The following is an 18,082-nucleotide window of genomic DNA, read 5'->3' as shown; positions in this document are numbered from 1 at the left end:
CGTCCCGCCGGCCGCGGGCATCGCGTGCGGGTTCGGCCGCCTACGATGGGGGAGTTCCGAACCGAACCGTGAGGAGAATCCGTGGCGGCACCGAAGCGCGCGTCGTCTTCCGCGAAGAAGCCCGCGAAGCAGGCGATCCCGGTGCTCGCGCCGCGTGATGTGCGTCCCGCACCGGTCGTGCTCGTCTCGGGGCCCGAGGACTACTTCGCCGACCTCGCGATCGGCCTGCTGAAGCGGACGCTGCGCACCGAGGATCCCGACCTCGAGGTGACGGAGGTCGAGGCCTCGGCCTACACGGGCGGATCCCTCGCGACGCTCGTGAGCCCGTCCCTGTTCATGGAGTCCCGCCTCGTCGTGATCGACGGGGTGCAGCAGTGCACGGACGCGCTCATCGTCGACGGCCTCGCGTATCTCGAATCGCCCGTCGAGGGCACGACGCTCGTCCTCCGGCACGCATCGGGCGTGCGCGGGAAGAAGCTGCTCGACGCGGTCCGCGCGGCGAAGGACGTCGCGATCGAGATCAGCTGCCCGAAACCGAAGCCGAACGAACTCGTCGACATCGTCTTGGGCGAGTTCCGCGCCGAGCGGCGGCGCATCGACCCGTCCGCGGCCGCGCAACTCGTCGCCGCGTTCAACACGGACGTCGCCGAACTCGCGGCCGCGGCGCAGCAACTCATCACGGTCACGAGCGGCGACGTCACCGAGCGCGACGTCGAGCGGTACTACGGTGGTCGGGTCGAGACGACGGGCTTCAAGATCGCCGATGCGGCCCTCGGGGGCCGTGTCAGGGACGCGCTCGCGCTCGCGCGGCACGGGTTCTCGACGGGCGTGCACCCCGTGCCGATCGTCGCGGCCGTGGCCGCGAAGTTGCGCATGATGGCGAAGGTCTCCGACCAGCACGGTTCCGACGCGCAGCTCGCGAAGGTCGCGGGCGCGTCGCCGTGGCAGGTGTCGCAGGCGAGGCGCGAGCTGCGGGACTGGGACGACGTCCGCCTCGGCCGGGCGATCGCGCTCGTCGCGGAGACCGACCATATGGTGAAGGGCGGCAGCCGCGACGCGCAGTTCGCGGTCGAGCGCCTGCTCCGGAAGATCGCGACGCGCGACGTCTGAGCCCACCGGGCGGAGCGGGGTCGACTCGCCGACCGAACGGGCACCCGCCCGCCCGGCCGGCCGGCGGATCAGCTCGGCTCGGGCATGATGCGGTAGCCCTGCTTCGGGTCGTAGCCGTGGATCTCGCGCGTATCGAGCACGGCCATGAACTCGAGCACGGCGGGGCTGATGACCTGGCCGGGCACGAGCACGGGGAAGCCGGGTGGGTAGGGGGTCACGAAGCCCGCGGAGACGGGCCGCTCACCGTCGGCGACGCGTCGGCGCAGCGCGTCGCCGAGCACGTGCTCCACGTCCTGCCCGCGGATCCCGGCGTAGTAGGCCGTCCGGATGTCGCCGTCGGGCAGATCGGGGGTCGTGCGGTAGCCGTTCGCGAACTCGCTGAAGTCGGGCAGCGGCGGCAGCTCGGCGGGCGCGTCGTCCTCGTCGCGGTCCTCGAACCGCTCCGCGAGCTTCACGAGCACCTCGATGAGGTAGGCGACCGCGCTGCGTGACGTGCCGATGTTCGTCATGAACAGGACCGTGTTGCGGCTCGTCTTGTTGACCTGGATGCCGTAGCGATCCATGAGGTGCTCGTGCTTGAACGTGTCGCCGTCGACGCCGGTACGGCTGATTTCGATCGTGATGCGGCTCGGGTCCACGACGAACTCGTCGGTCGCCCACGCCTCCCACATCTCCGCGAGCCCGTCGCGCAGCGGCATCGGCCGCGTCGTCGTGCGGTACTCGGGCGGCACGAGGTCGTGCATCGTGAGCACCCGGAACGTGCGGCGCAGGAGCGGGTGCCGCGCGACCGCGTGGGCGATGCTCGTCGCGAGGTCGAGCTGTCGCTGCACGAGCTCGAAGCCCTCGAGCTCGACCTGACGACGGCCGAGGTCGAGGGATGCGAGGATCTGGTAGTTCGGCGACGTCGAGGTGTGCGTCATGAACGACTCGTGGAACGACTCCTCGACCTCCTTCCAGTCCTGATCGCGCACGTGGATCATCGATCCCTGTCGCAGCGCCGTGAGCGTCTTGTGGGTCGACTGCGTCGCGTACACGCGAATGCGGGCGTCGACGGGCATGAGCAGGCGCTCCGCGAGCCACACCTCGTCGGGTGCGGGCTCGCCCGTCTCGGGGTCGAACAGGCGTCGACGCTGCTCGGCGACGGCACGCGCGTGCTCGGCGCTGTGCTGTTGCTCCTCGAGCCGCTCCGCCGCCGACATGGCGGTGCGGCGTCGCGTGACGGGGTGGAACGCGGCGAACGCGAACCACGCCTCGTCCCACAGGAAAACGAGGTCGGGTTTGATCGCGAGGCATTCGGCCATGACCCGCTCGGGGTCGTAGACGATGCCGTCGAACGTGCAGTTCGTGAGCGTGACCATGCGGACCTCGTCGAGACGCCCGGCCGCCCGGTAGTCGAGCAGGAGCCGCTTGATCCGGCTGATGGGGACCGCGCCGTAGAACGCGAACTCGTCGAGCGGATACGCGTCGAGGTACGCGACGCGCGCCCCCGACAGCATGAGGGCGTGGTGGTGCGACTTGTGGCAGTTGCGGTCGACGATGACGACGTCGTCGGGCGCCGTGACGGCCTGGTGCACGATCTTGTTCGCCGTCGAGGTGCCGTTCGTCACGAACCACGTCGAGTCGGAGTGGAACGCGCGCGCCGCGAGGTCCTGCGCCTTCTTGATCGTGCCGGTCGGTGCGAGGAGGGAGTCGAGGCCGCCCGAGGTCGCGCTCGTCTCGGCGAGTAGGAGGTTGAGCCCGTAGAAGTCCGCCATGTCGCGGATCCACTTCGACCCCACGACGGAACCACCGCGCGAGACGGGCAGGGCGTGGAAGACCCCCGCGGGGCGGCGGGCGTGCTCCTGGATCGCGGTGAAGAACGGTGTGTCGAAGACGTGCGAGATGCGCCTGATGAGGCTGAGGTGCAGCTCGAGGCGGTCCTCACGGCGGAACACGCGACGGAAGCGACGCGTGAGGGCACCCGCGAGGTCCTCGATGTGGGCACCGGCGACGAGGTAGAGGTCGAGCTCGGGGCGGATCCCGGCGATCACGTCCGCGAGTCCGACGATGCGCTGGATGGAAGCGTGCTGCGTGGCACCGCCCGCGTCCCGGCGTGCCGCGGGGCTCGCGTACGTCTCCGTCGCGAGTTCGATCGTCCGGCGCAGGTCGCGGCTGAGCGCCTGCGCCGAGCGCGACGAGAAGCCGGGGCGCACGACGCACGCCTGCAGGTTCGGGTTCGTGAGCGCGGCCGCGATCGCGTCCTCGGCGCTCGGCACAATCACGAGCTCGTACAGGAACGCGTCGGAGTCGGTGCGCATGCGCGCCATCTCCGCCTTGAGCGCGTCGCGGTCGGCCGGCGACATCTCGTCGACGACGAGCACCTCGAACCGCGGTCGCCCGTCGGCCGGGGCCTCGACGGGCTCGTCGGAGCCGATGGCCCCCTGCGGGTCGTTCGCGCCGTCGGCGGCGTCGAGCGACCCTGCGCCGCGGATGCGCTGCATGACCGCGTCGATGCGTTCGAGCGCGGAGCGGTACTCGCCCGCATCGACGAGCTCGCGGATCGTCCGCACGTAGCGCTGACCGAAGCCCGCCCAGTACATCTCGACCGTCTCGAGGGAGCGCAGCGACCTGCGGATCTCGGCCATCCCCGCGACGTCGTCGAGCTCGTCGCCGCCGCGGGCGAGCAGCTTCACGGCGTACCGCAGGTACTCCCACGCATCGAGCCGAAGGCGCCACACGCTCGACGGCATCCCGGGATTCCGCTCGAGGTCGCGGTTCGTCGTCGCGTCGCGGCTGATCGGGGCGATGGGTGAAACCATGTGGTCGGCTCGTCTCGTGGCGTGTGCGGTTGCGCGATCGGCCGTCGTCGGACGTCGCGGACGGTGACGGATCGCGGGAGCTCGTGCGGCCACCGTCGGGTGGTCCGTGCCGTCGCGGCGACCCGACCTCGGGCCCACGATCGAAGCGGACGCCCTCGACCCTACCGAACCCGACAGGCGCGTCGTGCCGCGTGGCGGTCGGTGTCCCGCGGTCGGGACGTGCGGGGCGTCGACGGACGTGTCGTGCCGCGCGACGGTCAGCGTCCGGCGGTCGCGACGCGCAGGGCGTCGGCGTACGCGTCGTACCGTGCCCGTTCCGCGGCGATCGGCTGCACGACGCGTTCGTCGACGACGCGCGCGACCGCTGCGGAGAGTCGTCGACGCGCCCGGCCGCGGCGCGCCGCGCCGACGGCCGCGCCGATCGCCTGTGCGGCGAGGCCGAGCAGGATGCCGAGGAGCACGCCACCGACGACGAGCAGGCCCGGAACCGGCCACCCCTCCACGGTCGCGATCGTCGGCGCGGGCAGCCCGGCGAGCGGCAGGAACCACGCCGCGAGGTACCAACCGACACCCACGAGGGCGGCGAGGAGTGCCGTCCACTGCACGATCCCGACGAGCGCCCACCACCAGGAGCCACGGGCACCGAGCGAGGTCCGGGCGACGGCCCGGTCGAGTTCGTCCGGGAGCGTGCGCAGCGCCTCGTCGGCGTGCTCGCGGATCGCCGCGAACCACCCCTCGTCGAGTCCCTCGGCGGCGGCATCGGCATAGCTGCGCACCGCGCGCCCAGCGAGCGCCTGCTGTGCGGCGCTCTGACGCGGAAGCGACGTGCGATGGAGGTCCGGGTCGCGCCCGTCGCGTCCCGGGCCACCGCTCGTGAGGTGCAGCCGGCGCAGGGGATCCGGGCGGAGCCGCAGGAGCCAGCTCGTGAGCGGCCAGCCCGTCACCTGCCCGGCACGCTTCGCATAGGAGCGGCCGACCGCGGTCGCGACGTCGTCCACCCCGGCCGAGCGGCCGAGGTCGCGCACGAGCGTCGCACCGAGCGATTTCGGAAGGCGCGCGGTGCTCGTGGGCGGGAGGTCGGCCGCGAGTGCATCGAGGTCGGCCTCGAGCCGTTTCGTCCGGGCGATGCGTGCCCGGGCGAAGCGTGCGATGACGTCGCGGACCTCGTCGACGCCCTGCCCGGTGCGGGCGGACGCCGGGAGGACGCGCACGCCGGTGAGCCCGTCGGCACGGAGGAGTTCCCCGAGCGAGTGGACGACCGCGGGGACGTCGTCCGCGCCGAGCAGATCGATCTGGTTGAGCACGACGGCGGTCACGGCTCCGTGCGTCCTGAGCGGCTCGATGAACTCGGCGTGGACGACGGCGTCGGCGTACTTCTGCGGATCCACGACCCACACGAGCACATCGACCTTCCCGGCGAGCCGTTCGGCGACGGCGCGGTGCGATGCCTCCACGGAGTCGAAGTCGGGCAGATCGAGCAGGATCGCCGACAGCTCGGGATCACCGGCGAGCGCCGCGTGCGGAGTGCGTCGGTCGCGGACCTCCAACCAGTCCAGGAGCTGCTCCGAACCCTCCGGGCGCCAGACGGCCGCGAGCGGCTCGCTCGTCGTCGGCCGACGGACGTGGGCGCGCGCGAGTTCCTCGCCGACGACGGCGTTGAAGAGGGACGACTTGCCCGAGCCGGTGGCGCCGAAGAACCCGACGACCGTGTGGTCGCCCGCGAGACCGCGTCGTTCGTGCGCGCGCTCGGCGATCGCGGCGAGGCGTTCCTCGACGGTGGGGTCGACGCGTCCGGCACCGAGTGCGCTCGCCCGGTCCAGTGCCGCCAGTCGGGCGTCCAGTCCGGGGCGGCTCACGCCGTCTCCTCCGGCTTCTCGAGCACGACCGGATCGACCTGCTCGACGAGCGCGTCGGCGGCGGTATCGCGCCCGACCGAGCGCATCGCCCGTTCGAGCGCCGCCGCGGCGGTCTCGAGATCGTCGGGGCCGGGCCCCTCGTCGACGAGTCGGAGCAGGAGGTCGTATCGTTCGTACTCCGTCTCGAACAGGGCGGCCACGCGCCGCTCGAGATCGTCCCTCGCCTCGGCCGCGAGCCGACGGACGGCGTCCTCGCCGAACACGGTCTCGAGCAGCTTCTGCCCGACGACGGCGGAGCCGCCCGCGATCGCGATCTCGCCGCCCGTGAGTCCGCCGGTCGATGCGAACACGACGACCATGAGCGTCACCGTGACGGCGTTGAGTCCGAGCGACATGAGCCGGGCACGGCCGCGCTTCCCCGCGGCGCGCTCCTGGATGAGGTCCACGAGCGCCGCCTGCCACGCACGGATCGCGGTCGACGTGCGCGCGTCGAGGTCCGCGCTCTCGCGGCCGAGCGTCGTGTCGGCGGCGAGTTGGCGGCCGGCGGGGGACTGTCGCAGTCGCGCATACGCGTCCGCCGCCGCGCGGCCCGCCTGGTCGACGACGACCGCGTGCAGGCCGTGCTCGATCTCGACCTCGACCTCGCGGATGGGCTGGGGGTGTCCGCGCACGAACGCGGTCGCGCGGTCGCGGGCGCGCCCGAACCACGACTCGAGCGAGCGGAACACGTCGCTCGTGCCGACGACGTCCTGCCATCGGCTGAGGACCTCGCTGCGGAGCAGCGTGCCGTCGCGCGTCGCGTCGATCACGCGTTCCTGGGCGATCGCGTAGGCGTCGCGCGTACGCTCGCGGACGCCCTCGGCGACCGCGAGCTGCGCCGATCTGGCAGCCGCGACGACGCGTGCGTTCGCGGCGAGGCGACGGACCGCCCCCGCGACGGTCCGCCTCGAGACCTCCTCGCGGGCGACGCGATCGGCGCTGAGCGACTCGAGCCACGCGCGAACGGGGTCCACTGCTCCGGCGGGCAGCATGCCGAGTTCGTCGAGCGGTGTCTCGGGGATCACGAAGACGGGCGCGGCGCCGAGGCCCTTCGATGCGAGCAGCGCCCGAAGGTCCGGTTCGACCTCCGGCACCGCCTCGACGGGGACGCGGTCGAGGACGACGCCGAGCGTGATGTCGCGTTCCGCGGCGTCCTCGAGGAGCGCCCACGGCACGGCGTCGGCGTAGCGGTTCGCGGTCGTGACGAACAACCAGAGGTCGGCGGCGGCGAGCAATTGCTTCGCGAGCGCGCGGTTCTCGTCGGCGATCGAGTCGACGTCGGGCGCGTCGAGGATCGCGAGCCGCTCGGGGATGCGCTCGTCGGCGAGCAGCACGACCGACGAGATGAGGGTCGCGTCCGGATCGTCGCCCGCGCGACTCGCGGGGAGGTGGCCGTCGCGCCGCACACCCGTGATGCGCGCGAGTCCGGGCAGGATGCGGGTCGAGGCGAACCACTCGCGGTCGGTCGGCGCGTGGAGGAGGATCGGCTGACGGGTCGTCGGCCGGATCGCGCCCGTCCGCGTGACGGGATGTCCGACGAGCGAGTTGACGAGCGTCGACTTGCCCGCGCCGGTCGAGCCGCCCACGACTGCGAGCAGCGGGGCGTCGAGGTCCACGAGCCGCGGCGCGACGTAGTCGTCGATCTGCCGGATCGAGGCGTCTCGGACGCGCCGTGCGGCGTCCGCCTCGGCGAGTTCGAGCGGGAGCCGGAGTTGCTCGAGCGCATCCCGGAGCTCGGCGAGTCGGGCCTCGGCACCGGGCGTCGTGTCGGTCACGGTCCCAGCATGCCGCATGCATGCCGTCGTGGGGCGGACGCGAGACGATCGGCGTGGGGGTGGGTTCCCGGATCCTTCACGTCGACGTCCGCGCGCGTTCACCGACGACGATCCGGTGATTCAGACGCGTGCCCCATCGTTTCGGGGGTCGCCGGACGCCGTTCGGCGCGGGAACACCGAAGGAACTCGTGGCAACGCCGAAGACACTGCAGAAGGACGTCGAGGAGCCGCGCGCCGCGGTGCCCGCGAAGCCGGACGACCGGGCCACCGCCTCCCTCGACGCGACACGTCGCCGTCGACAGCGCAGGGAACGGCTCGTGTTCTGGGGGTTGATCGGCCCGAACGCGGCGCTCATCATCGCGTTCATCTACGTGCCGCTCTTCTCGAACGTCTACTACTCGACGCTCGACTGGAGCCTCGGTTCGTCGGCGGCGAGGTTCGTCGGCTTCGATAACTACACGCGCCTGTTCACCTCGTCGGGTGGGCTCGAGATGTGGCGGGTGACGCTGATCTTCACGGTCGCGACGGTCGCCGGCTCGATGATCATCGGCCTCCTGCTCGCGCTCGCACTCAACCGGCGACTGCCCGGACGCACGCTCTTCCGGACGGGTGTGTTCGCGCCGTACGTGCTCTCGGGCGTCGGTATCGGCATGGTGTGGAACTTCATCTTCGATCCGCAGATCGGCGTCCTCGCGTACGTCATCCGCGGCTTCGGTGGCACCTCGCCGCAGTGGTATCTCGACAAGGACCTCGCGCTCGTGATGGTCATCATTGTCTACGTCTGGAAGAACCTCGGTTACTGCGCCGTCGTCTACCTCGCGGGCCTGCAGTCGATCCCGCGCGACCTCATCGAGGCGGCGACGATCGACCGCGCGGGCCCGGTGCGGCGCTTCTTCTCGGTCGTCCTGCCGCTGCTCAGTCCGACGGTGTTCTTCCTCTTCATCACGACGATCCTGAGCTCGATGCAGGCGTTCGATCTGCTCAACACGATGACCCCGACGGGCAACGGCACGAACACGATCGTGTTCGAGATCTACCTGCAGACGTTCGGCCCCTACCAGCGGGCGGGGTACGGGGCCGCGATCTCGGTCGTCCTATTCGTCGTCCTCTTCGCGATCACGGCCCTGCAGATGCGGTTCGTCGAGCGGAAGGTGCACTACGCATGACCGTGACCTCGGTCCGCACGGGCCACGGGCTCCGACAGGCCCTCGGCTGGCGCAACGTCCTCGACACGATCCTCGTGGGCTACCTGCCCATCCTCATCGCCCTGTTCATCATCGTCGTGCCGCTCGCGTGGATGATCGCGTCGTCGTTCAAGCCCGCGAGCGAGATCGTCACGCTCACCCCGGCGTTCCTGCCGCAGGAGCCGACGCTCGCGAACTACGAGGCCGTCGCCGACCGGGTGCCGCTCGGCCGCATCACGATCAACAGCATCATCGTCACGTTCGTGGGATCGGCGATCAAGGTCGTCCTCGCGATCGCGTCCGCCTACGCGCTCGTGTTCGTGAAGATCCGCTTCAAGAACCTCATCTTCATCGGCATCCTCGTCGCACTCATGGTGCCGCCCGAGGCCGTCCTCCTGCCGAACTACAACCTCGTCTCGCAGCTCGGCGGCCGGAACACCCTGTGGGGCATCATCCTGCCCGGGCTCGGGACGGCGTTCGGCACGTTCCTCCTGCGACAGCAGTTCAAGACGCTCCCGAAGGAACTGCTCGAGGCCGCGGAGCTCGACCACGCGGGGCACATGAAACGCCTGTGGCAGATCGTCGTGCCCGTCTCGGCGCCCGCGATCGCGACGGTCGCGCTCGTCACGATCGTGAACGAGTGGAACAACTTCATGTGGCCGCTCATCATCACGGACACCCCCGACTCGATGACCCTGCCCGTCGGCCTCAACCTGCTGCACTCGATCGAGTCGGGCACGGGTGTGTACGGCTTCTACATGGCCGGCGCCGTGCTCGTCATCATCCCGATCCTCATCGTCTTCGCGTCGCTCCAGCGCTACATCGTCGCGGGGCTCACGCAGGGCGCCGTCAAGTGACGGCCGCCGCACGCTCGCTCGAACTCCCACGTCTCCACAGCAACACAACCATCGGAGTGAATCCATGACCATCCGAATCCGTACCCCGAAGCTGCTGGCCGTCACGGCCTCGGTGGGTGTCGCGACGCTCGCACTCACCGGCTGCGGCCCCGCCGTCGGCGGCACCGACACAGCGAGCGAGGCGGTCGACTTCTCGGGCGTGACGCCCGCCGACTCGATCACCTTCTGGACGAACCACCCCGGCGGTTCGACCGACGTCGAGAAGCAGATCACGGACGCCTTCACGGCCGAGACCGGCATCACGGTCAACATCGTCACGGCCGGCGCGAACTACGAGGAGGTCTCGCAGAAGTTCCAGGCCGCCCAGGGCTCGAACGACATCGGTGACGTCGTCGTCGTCTCCGACGCCACGTGGTTCACCAACTACCTCAACGGTTCGCTCCTTCCCGTCGACGACGCGCTCGCGGCGGCCGGTGCCGACGTCTCGACGTACCAGGAGACGCTCTACAACGACTATCTCTACGAGGGCGCCCACTTCGCCGCGCCCTACGCGCGTTCGACGCCGATCTTCTACTACAACAAGTCGCAGTACTCGGCGGCCGGTCTGCCCGACCAGGCACCCGCCACGTGGGACGACGTCAAGGCGAACGGCGAGAAGCTGAAGGCCGCGAACGCCGCCGCGTCCTCGTTCACCTTCCCGCCCCAGGACGAGTACCCGGCCTGGACGATGGCGAACATCGTGTGGGCGTACGGCGGTAACTGGAGCAACGAGTGGGACATGTCGCCCATGACGAGCGACGCCACGGTCGAGGCCGTCACGTTCGCGCAGAACGGTGTGAAGGACGGCTGGGCCAACGTCGCGAGCGGTGACCCCGCCGACGACTTCGCCGCGGGCGCGACGAGCTCGTTCATCGGCTCGACCGGCTCGCTCGGTGGCCTGCTCGAGACGGCACAGTTCGAGATCGGCGTCGGCTTCCTGCCCGGCGGCCCCGCGGGCAGCGACGACGTCGTCCCGACGGGCGGCGCGGGCCTCGGCATCTCCTCGAAGTCGACGCCCGAGAAGCAGCTCGCGGCCGCGAAGTTCATCGACTTCCTCACGAACGCCGAGAACACGGCGACGTTCTCCGCCTCGACCGGCTACCTGCCCGTCCGCACCGACGCCGACATGAGCGAGGTCTACGCGACGACCCCCGCGTTCGAGGTCGCCGTCAAGCAGCTCGCCAAGACCCGCAACCAGGACTTCGGCCGCGTGCTGCTGCCCGGTGGCGACCTGACGATCTCGACGGCGCTGCAGACGATCCTCACGACCGACGCGGACGTGAAAACGACCCTGCAGGGCGCGCAGGACGAGATGACGTCGCTCTACGAGAACGACCTCAAGCCCCGCCTCGGCGCGTAGCCGCCGCTCGGGAACACGAAGGAGAACCATGGTCGACGTCACGCTCAGCGGACTCTCGCTGACGTATCCCGGAGCCACGAAGCCGTCCCTCGAGGACGTCAGCATCCACATCGAGGACGGCGAGTTCATCGTCCTCGTGGGGCCGTCGGGATGCGGGAAGTCGACGACACTGCGACTGCTCGCCGGTTTCGAGCTGCCCACCGCGGGCGACATCCGATTCGGCGATCGGGATGTGACGGGTGTCGGCGCGATGGACCGCGACGTCTCCATGGTCTTCCAGAGCTATGCCCTGTACCCGCACATGACGGTCGCCGGCAACATGGAGTTCGCGCTCAAGAACTCCGGCGTGCCGAAGGCCGAGCGCACGAAGCGGGTGCGCAGTGCCGCCGAGCTGCTCGAGCTCGAGGACTACCTCGACCGGAAGCCTCGGGAGCTCTCGGGCGGTCAGCGGCAGCGCGTCGCGATGGGGCGCGCGATCGTGCGCCAGCCGCAGGTGTTCCTCATGGACGAGCCGCTCTCGAACCTCGACGCGAAGCTGCGCACGCAGACGCGCACGCAGATCGCGGATCTGCAGCAGCGGCTCGGGGTCACGACCGTGTACGTCACGCACGATCAGACCGAGGCCATGACGATGGGCGATCGCGTCGTCGTCATGAACGCTGGCCGCATCGAGCAGGTCGGCACGCCGCGCGAGCTGTACGACGAGCCCGACACGCTCTTCGTCGCGGGCTTCATCGGGTCGCCGACCATGAATCTCGTGCACGTGCAGCCGAACGACGATGGTGCCGCGGCGACGAACGCGTCGCTCGCGCTGACCGTGAACCGGTTCCCGGGGCACGAGGGCGAGGAGGTCATCGGGATCCGTCCCGAGGACCTGCGCCTCGTTCACGAAGGGGAGCCCGCGCCGACGGTTCCGAGCATCACGATGACCGTCGGCTTCGTGGAGGAGCTCGGGTCGGACCTCTTCGTCTACGCGCGATCGACCGACGGGACGCGCAAGCGGCCCGCCGTGGCGCGTCTCCCGAAGGGCCACGCGCCCGCCGTGGGGGACGAACTCACCTTCGCCGTCGAGCACGAACGCATCCTCCACTTCGACGCGGCCACCGAACGGCGGCTGCGCTGAGCCCTGCCACGACGGCGACGCGCGAAACGGCACCGCCCCCGCACGATGCGGGGGCGGTGCCGTTCCGGCGTGCCGGGGACGGGGTGCGGGCGCACACCCGGACGCCCCGCCGTCGCGACGGGCGGCGGAGCGAGCGGGAACGACGAAGGCCCCGCCGGAGCGGGGCCTTCGTCGTGTTCGCCCGAACGGGCGAGGTCGGGTCAGAGCGACGCGACCTGCTTGGCGATGGCCGATTTGCGGTTCGCCGCCTGGTTCTTGTGGATGACGCCCTTCGAGACGGCCTTGTCGAGCTTCTTCGTGGCGTGCGCGAGGGCGGTGCCGGCCTGCTCGGCGTCGCCCGCGGCGACGGCCTGACGGACGCGACGGATCGCGGTGCGGAGCTCGCTCTTGTAGGCCTTGTTGCGCTCGGTCGCCTTGCGGTTGGTCTCGATGCGCTTGATCTGCGACTTGATGTTCGCCATGCGGGTGGTGTTCTCCCTGAAATACCGGACTGTGGAAGTGCCGCGCGGTAGAGGGGCCGAGCGGCGTGTTCGCGCCGTGTGGGACAACGCGGAAGCCAAGGAGCAAGATTACCAGGTTCCGTGCCGCGTGTGTGGTCAGTCGGCGGGTTCGTCGCTCGACGCCTCACGGCGTCGTGCGGTCGCGGCGTCCTTCGCGGCTTTCGCGGCCGCCTTCTCGGCCTCCGTGCGCTCGTCGATGAACGCCTGGTGGGCCGCTCCGGGCATCCAGCCGCGATCGACGACGCGCACCTGCCACGCGATCGCGAGGCCGAGCACGACGAGCCCGAGGAGGAGCGTCAGCACGATGCCCACGCCGAGACTGCCGGTCTGCACGCTGAGGCCGACGAGCGAGCCGAACCAGCCGAAGTCGGCGTCGCCGAAGGTCGAGCCCTGCAGCCCGATGCCCGACATGACGCCGTACAGGAAGGCTGGCAGGAGGGTGATGAGCAGGCCGTTGACGAAGCCTCCGAGGCTCGCCCCGCGGCGTCCGCCCGTCGCGTTCCCGTAGACCCCGGCACCACCACCGGTGAAGAAGTGGGGCACCATGCCGGGCAGGATGAGCGCGAGCCCGAACGCGGGGCCGAGCCAGACGGCGAGCAGGAAGAGCATGACGAGCCCGCCGAGGAACGAGGCGAGGAACCCGACGAGCACGGCGTTCTGGGCGAAGGGGAACACGATGGGGATGTCGAGCGCGGCCTTCGCGCCGGGGACGACCTTCTTCGCGATGCCCTGGAACGCCGGGATGAGCTCGCCGAGGAACGTGCGCACGCCGTAGAGGATGACCGAGACGCCGACGCCGAACATGAGACCCTGCATGATCGCGGCCATGACGAACGCGCCGCTGTCGTCGGCCTCGAGGAACGGCAGCGCCTCGTCGCCGAGGGCGACGAGCCCCCACACGGCGAACACGAGGTAGATGAGCACCATCGAGAGCGCCGTCGCGACCATCGAGTCACGAAGGAATCGCAGGCCCTGCGGCACCTTGATCTCCTCGGTCGAGACGCTCCGGCGCCCGACCGCCTGGCCGGTGGCCCCGGCGGCGATGTAGCCGAGCGTGCCGAAGTGACCGATCGCGATCGTGTCGTTGCCCGTGACGCGTTTCGTCCACGGCTGGGCGAACGCCGGCATCGCGACCATCATGACGGCGAGCAGGAACGCGCCGACGAGGACCGTGAGCCACTCGTTGCCGGTTCCGAATCCGATCGAGAGGAGCACCGAGAGCATCATCGCCATGAACACCATGTGGTGCCCCGTGAGGAACACGTAGTGGAGGGGCGTGAAGCGGGCGATGACGAGCATGAGTACGAAGCCGAGCGACAGGATGTACGCGCTCGTCGAGCCGAAGCTGTCGGCGGCCATCGCGGTGATGACCTCGTTGGTCGGGATGACGCCCTCGGCGCCCGTGACGGCGAGGACGAGCGCGCCGAGCGGATCGAGGGCGGTCGTGACGACGCCGGCGCCGGCGCCGAGGATGAGGAAGCCGAGCGTCGCCTTGAGGGCGCCACCCACGACCTGCCCGGTCGACTTCCTGAGCGCGATGAGCCCGATCGCGACGATGATGCCGACGAGGTACGCCGGGACGTTGAGGATCTGCTGCCCGATGAAGTCGAGCAGGGTGACGAGCCACTCCATGATGTGTCCGCCTGTCCGGTCGGGCCGGTCAGTGGTCCAGCTCGGCGGCGAGCTTCTGCGTCACCTCGGCCTGGTCGACGAAGTTGTCGACCACGACGACGGGGACGTCGACCTCGCCGATCTCGGGGGCGAGTTCGGCGCTCGTCATGACGAGGTCGGCGCTCGCGGCCGCTCCGCGCGCGGAGCTGATGTCGGCCGCCTCGACCTCGGCATCGACGCCGAGCTCCTCGAGCGCTGCCTCGATGTTCATCTTCAGCAGCACGGAGGTTCCGATGCCCATGCCGCAGACGGCGATGATCTTCATGGGGTCCTGCCCTTCCGGCGGCCGCGCCGCCTCCGTCAGCTTCGACGGCGTCGACCGCCGTTCCGATCGCACCGGGAGTGTACCGCCGCGGCCCGGGCGACTCGCGGACGGTGCGTTGCCCGGACGTGGCGGCTCGGCGTCACACGGTGACCGCGTCGAGCAGGCGATCGAGCGCGGCGTGCGCGAGCGGCCGGGCGATGGTGGGGTCGTCGTGCTGCGCGATCCAGAGCGCGGCGTCGTTCATGGCGCCGGAGAGTTGGACGGTGAGTGCGTCGAGGAGTGACGAATCGGATCCGGACTCGGCCAGGACGTCGCCGAGGGCATCGCGCAGGTGGACCTCGGAGCGTTCCGCGTCGATCCGACGCCACTCCTGCCAGCCGAGCGCTGCGGGCGCGTCGACGAGGAGTACCCGTGACGTTGCACCGCGCGTGATCGCATCGAGGAAGGCGTGCGAGCCCGCGCGGAGTCGTGCCGCCGGGGAGTCCGATGCGTCGGCCGCTGCGACGAGCTCGGCGGCGATGCCCGCCTGGAGATGCTCGGCGACGGCCCGGAAGAGCCCGGCCTTGCTGTCGTAGTGGTGGTACACGGCGCCCCGCGTGACGCCGGCGGCCTGTGCGACGTCGTCGACGGACACGTCCGCGAAGCCCCTCGTCGAGAAGAGGGTCGTGGCGACGGCGAGCACCCGGCTCGCGGTGCGGGCGGCGACGGCCGCCGAGGTTCGTGGCATCGGTCTTCCTTTACGTACGCGCTGTATGTAAACTCGGCTTACGTACACAGTGTACGTAAAAGACGGAGGAGTCGATCATGACCATCACGAGTCTCTATCCGGTGCTCACCTCGAACGACGTCCCGGCCGCGGGAGCCTTCTATCGTGACGTCCTTGGGCTCGAGACGACGTTCGAGTCGGACTGGTACATCAGCATGCGCAGCGGCGCGTTCGAGCTCGCCGTCCTGTCGCTCGACCACGAGACTGTGCCCGAGGGCTACGGGCGGGCACCGAGCGGTGTGCTCGTCACCGTGGAGGTCGACGACGTCGACGCCGTGCACACGCGGACCGTCGACGAACTCGGGCACCGCCCGGTACGGGCGCTCGTGGACGAGCCGTTCGGGCAGCGGCACTTCATCGTCGCGGCACCCGACGGCGTGCTGCTCGACGTCGTCCAGCCGATCGCGCCGAGCCCCGAGTTCGCCGCCGCCTACGCCGAGGGGTGATCGCGCGAGGGCGACGCGCGGGCACGGGACGAGTCGGGACGGGGCGCGACCGATTCCGTCGTTCACCACGATGCCCGCGTGAGCGGTCGGTGGGAGGAAGGTGGGGCATCCTCTGGCTGGCCGGTCGGTCCGTCCGCACAGCTTGCTAGGGTCGGCCGCATGTCAGCTTCCGACGAGCGCCGACGCTTCGAACGACGCCATGCGGCGGAATCCGTCCGCATCACGGTGCTCACGGGCGAGCATGCGGGCGGTGCGGGGCGAGTGGACGGGGACGAGCTCTGGACCGCGTCGGCCGACGTGCTCGCGTACGTCGACGAGCGCGGGGAGGTCGTCGAGGAACGGGGACGTGTGTCGTGGCTCGTCGCCGACGACGAGCGCGGGACGGAGCTGGGCGGCACGTGGATCCACGATCTGCAACCGTTGACCCAGTACGTGCTCCGCGTGCGCCGGGCCGCTCCGGACCCGGCCGAGTACGCGGCATACGGGTTCGAGGTTCCCGACCTCCCGCACCACTTCGCCCTGGACGAGGTCCTCGAGCGTCACGTCCACGTGTCGGCGCTCGACGAGCGTCTCGCTCGCCGTGTCGAGTCGGCCGACGTGACGACCGATCTCGGCGAGTTCGAGCTCGATCGCCCGCTCGACGCATTCGTCGGGTCGTTCGACTGGTGTGGCCGGACGGTCCGGGTGACCCTCGGGGTCGATGATGACGCGGTCGAGGGGAGCGAGACCTGTGTCGCGACGCTGGAGCGACTTCGGGAACTCGTGGCGCATGCCACGACCGTCGATGCGACCTGGCGGTCCTTCGCCGCGTCGACGCTGGAGCCGGCAGGCGAATGGCTGCGTGACAGTGCTCGTGCCGCCGGGCTCGAGGAGTCGACCATCGAGTCGATCGCGCACGGGCTCCGGCTGAGTGAACTGAGCGTCGACCCCGACGGCTCCGCGAACGCGTACTACGGCGACGACGGGCTGTTCCGGGATGTCGCTGTCGTCGTCGAGATCGACCCCGACGGGACGCCGACGGACGCCTCCGTGAGCGGCTGACGGCGGCCGCTGCGGAGCCCGGCGGGCGTCGCGCCCGCCCGGCATCGCGGCAGCGAGACGCGCGGAGCGCGTCGAGCGCAGCAACCGTCGCTGTGGCGGGGTCGGCAGCGGGGGTGCGTGGCGGTCAGCGGGCGAGGCTCAGTGCCGCGACGGCCGATTGGATGGCGACGGCCGCCGCCCCGCGCGCCCATGCGGTGAAGCCGGGCTCGTCGACGACGAGCTCGATCGGCTCGGCGAGTGGGTCGCGATCCACGGCGATCGCACGTCGGATCGCGGGCTCCGCGACGGCGAAGAGTCCGATGCCGTCGCCCGCGAGCACCACGGCGGGTTGCATCGTCAGATTGGCCGCGAGTGCGATGAACCGGCCGAGGGCTTCGCCCGCGGTCTCGGCGACGGCGACGGCGGCCGGATCCCCGCTCGCCGCGAGGCACAGGAACTCGTCGTACTCCACGCGCCGTTGGAGTGCGCCGGAGATCTGCGTGGTGAGCGAGCCGGACGTCAGCATCGCCTGCGCGCACCCGCGGTGCCCGCGATCGCAGAGCGGCCCGTTCGCGGCGAGGGGGATGTGGCCTCCGAGGCCGGCACCCACCTCCCGTGTGCGCACGACCTCGTTGTGGGCGACGACCGCGTAGCCGATCCCCTCGCCGATGGTGATCACCGAGAACCCGGGCAGTCCGCGCCCCGCCCCGAACCAGCGCTCGGCCTCCGCGAGGGCGACGAGGTCGTTCTCGATGGTGACCGGGAGGCCCGTGGCCTCGGTGAGCATCGTGGCGAACGGGACGTCCCGCCATTCGAGGAAGGGTGCGAATTCGACGGTGCCGTCCTCGATGGACCCGCCGAGGCTGACGCCGAGTCCGCGGATGTCACCGTCGAAGTCGTCGACCGCCGCGCGGATGTCCGAGACGACGCTCGAGACGTCCGTTCCCGTGAGCGGGCGGGTTGAGGCGGCGACGAGGCCCGCACGGACGTCGGTCATGACCGCGTGCAGCGTGTGACCCGTCAACTTGATGCCGACGAAGAACCCGCCGTCGGGTGAGATGTCGAGCGGGCGGCTCGGCCGTCCGACGGAGCCGTCGGAGACGTCGTCGAGTTCGACCAGCAGGCCCGTGTCGAGGAACGGCTTCGCCAAGCGGGTGAGGCTCGCGGCCGAGAGCCCGAGGCGGCTCGTGAGGGCCGAGCGGGAGATGGGGCCGTGCAGCAGGACCGCTTCGGCCAGCGCGTTCTCGCTCGGTGTGAGCATCGGCGCCCCCTC

Annotated in this window: 15 protein-coding genes; 7 read left to right on the top strand and 8 right to left on the bottom strand. The window is 70.6% G+C overall.

Features of this window, described 5'->3' with window-relative positions:
* The first annotated feature begins 81 nt into the window (after window positions 1-81).
* Window positions 82-1,110: a DNA polymerase III subunit delta gene (holA, locus tag HNR16_RS09160; protein WP_158040825.1), complete on the top strand. Its 1,029-nt coding sequence runs from the start codon at window positions 82-84 to the stop codon at window positions 1,108-1,110.
* 68 nt (window positions 1,111-1,178) lie between these two features.
* Here holA and HNR16_RS09155 read toward each other — a convergent pair whose 3' ends face one another.
* The 3 genes from HNR16_RS09155 to HNR16_RS09145 all read right to left on the bottom strand — a co-directional run bounded on the left by HNR16_RS09155 (window position 1,179) and on the right by HNR16_RS09145 (window position 7,578).
* Window positions 1,179-3,908 carry an aminotransferase class I/II-fold pyridoxal phosphate-dependent enzyme gene (locus tag HNR16_RS09155; RefSeq protein WP_158040824.1) on the bottom strand — a complete coding sequence of 910 codons (2,730 nt, stop codon included), beginning with the start codon at window positions 3,906-3,908 and terminating at the stop codon, window positions 1,179-1,181.
* 257 nt (window positions 3,909-4,165) lie between these two features.
* Window positions 4,166-5,764 (bottom strand): GTPase, encoded by a 1,599-nt coding sequence (locus HNR16_RS09150; RefSeq protein WP_158040823.1) that lies wholly within the window; start codon window positions 5,762-5,764, stop codon window positions 4,166-4,168.
* Window positions 5,761-7,578 (bottom strand): dynamin family protein, encoded by a 1,818-nt coding sequence (locus HNR16_RS09145; protein WP_225737878.1) that lies wholly within the window; start codon window positions 7,576-7,578, stop codon window positions 5,761-5,763. The genes HNR16_RS09150 and HNR16_RS09145 overlap by 4 nt, the downstream gene beginning before the upstream one ends.
* Before the next feature lie 188 nt (window positions 7,579-7,766).
* On the opposite strand from HNR16_RS09145, the gene HNR16_RS09140 reads away from it, so the two are divergent.
* The 4 genes from HNR16_RS09140 (at window position 7,767) to HNR16_RS09125 (ending at window position 12,141) form a co-directional block, all read left to right on the top strand.
* Window positions 7,767-8,744 carry a carbohydrate ABC transporter permease gene (locus HNR16_RS09140; protein ID WP_158040821.1) on the top strand — a complete coding sequence of 326 codons (978 nt, stop codon included), beginning with the start codon at window positions 7,767-7,769 and terminating at the stop codon, window positions 8,742-8,744.
* On the top strand, window positions 8,741-9,619 hold the full coding sequence (locus tag HNR16_RS09135; protein ID WP_158040820.1) for a carbohydrate ABC transporter permease: 879 nt from the start codon (window positions 8,741-8,743) through the stop codon (window positions 9,617-9,619). Before HNR16_RS09140 ends, HNR16_RS09135 begins: the two co-directional genes overlap by 4 nt.
* 64 nt (window positions 9,620-9,683) lie before the next feature.
* Entirely contained in the window at window positions 9,684-11,018 is a 1,335-nt protein-coding gene (locus HNR16_RS09130) for an ABC transporter substrate-binding protein (protein ID WP_158040819.1), read from the top strand.
* Between the two features lie 28 nt (window positions 11,019-11,046).
* Window positions 11,047-12,141: an ABC transporter ATP-binding protein gene (locus tag HNR16_RS09125; RefSeq protein WP_158040818.1), complete on the top strand. Its 1,095-nt coding sequence runs from the start codon at window positions 11,047-11,049 to the stop codon at window positions 12,139-12,141.
* Window positions 12,142-12,341: 200 nt separating this feature from the next.
* On the opposite strand, the gene rpsT is transcribed toward HNR16_RS09125, so the two are convergent.
* The 4 genes from rpsT to HNR16_RS09105 form a co-directional block, all read right to left on the bottom strand.
* The gene (gene rpsT / locus HNR16_RS09120; protein ID WP_158040817.1) at window positions 12,342-12,602 is read right to left on the bottom strand and encodes a 30S ribosomal protein S20; all 261 of its coding nucleotides are present in this window, start codon (window positions 12,600-12,602) and stop codon (window positions 12,342-12,344) included.
* Window positions 12,603-12,737: 135 nt separating this feature from the next.
* Window positions 12,738-14,273: a PTS ascorbate transporter subunit IIC gene (locus tag HNR16_RS09115; RefSeq protein WP_158040816.1), complete on the bottom strand. Its 1,536-nt coding sequence runs from the start codon at window positions 14,271-14,273 to the stop codon at window positions 12,738-12,740.
* 28 nt (window positions 14,274-14,301) lie between these two features.
* Window positions 14,302-14,577, bottom strand: a complete 276-nt coding sequence (locus tag HNR16_RS09110) for a PTS sugar transporter subunit IIB (protein ID WP_158040889.1) — start codon at window positions 14,575-14,577, stop codon at window positions 14,302-14,304.
* Window positions 14,578-14,716: 139 nt separating this feature from the next.
* Window positions 14,717-15,304 carry a TetR/AcrR family transcriptional regulator gene (locus HNR16_RS09105; protein WP_158040815.1) on the bottom strand — a complete coding sequence of 196 codons (588 nt, stop codon included), beginning with the start codon at window positions 15,302-15,304 and terminating at the stop codon, window positions 14,717-14,719.
* A 77-nt stretch (window positions 15,305-15,381) separates the two neighbouring features.
* On the opposite strand from HNR16_RS09105, the gene HNR16_RS09100 reads away from it, so the two are divergent.
* Window positions 15,382-15,789 (top strand): VOC family protein, encoded by a 408-nt coding sequence (locus tag HNR16_RS09100; RefSeq protein WP_158040814.1) that lies wholly within the window; start codon window positions 15,382-15,384, stop codon window positions 15,787-15,789.
* A 159-nt stretch (window positions 15,790-15,948) separates the two neighbouring features.
* The gene (locus HNR16_RS09095) at window positions 15,949-16,830 is read left to right on the top strand and encodes a DUF2262 domain-containing protein (RefSeq protein WP_158040813.1); all 882 of its coding nucleotides are present in this window, start codon (window positions 15,949-15,951) and stop codon (window positions 16,828-16,830) included.
* Window positions 16,831-16,954: 124 nt separating this feature from the next.
* Here the strand turns inward: HNR16_RS09095 and HNR16_RS09090 are convergent, their stop codons facing one another.
* The gene (locus HNR16_RS09090) at window positions 16,955-18,070 is read right to left on the bottom strand and encodes an ROK family transcriptional regulator (RefSeq protein WP_158040812.1); all 1,116 of its coding nucleotides are present in this window, start codon (window positions 18,068-18,070) and stop codon (window positions 16,955-16,957) included.
* Between the last annotated feature and the right edge of the window lie 12 nt (window positions 18,071-18,082).

The organism is Pseudoclavibacter chungangensis (assembly GCF_013410545.1).
Classification (GTDB): Bacteria; Actinomycetota; Actinomycetes; order Actinomycetales; family Microbacteriaceae; genus Pseudoclavibacter; species Pseudoclavibacter chungangensis.
This window is presented reverse-complemented; position numbering and strand designations above follow the sequence as displayed.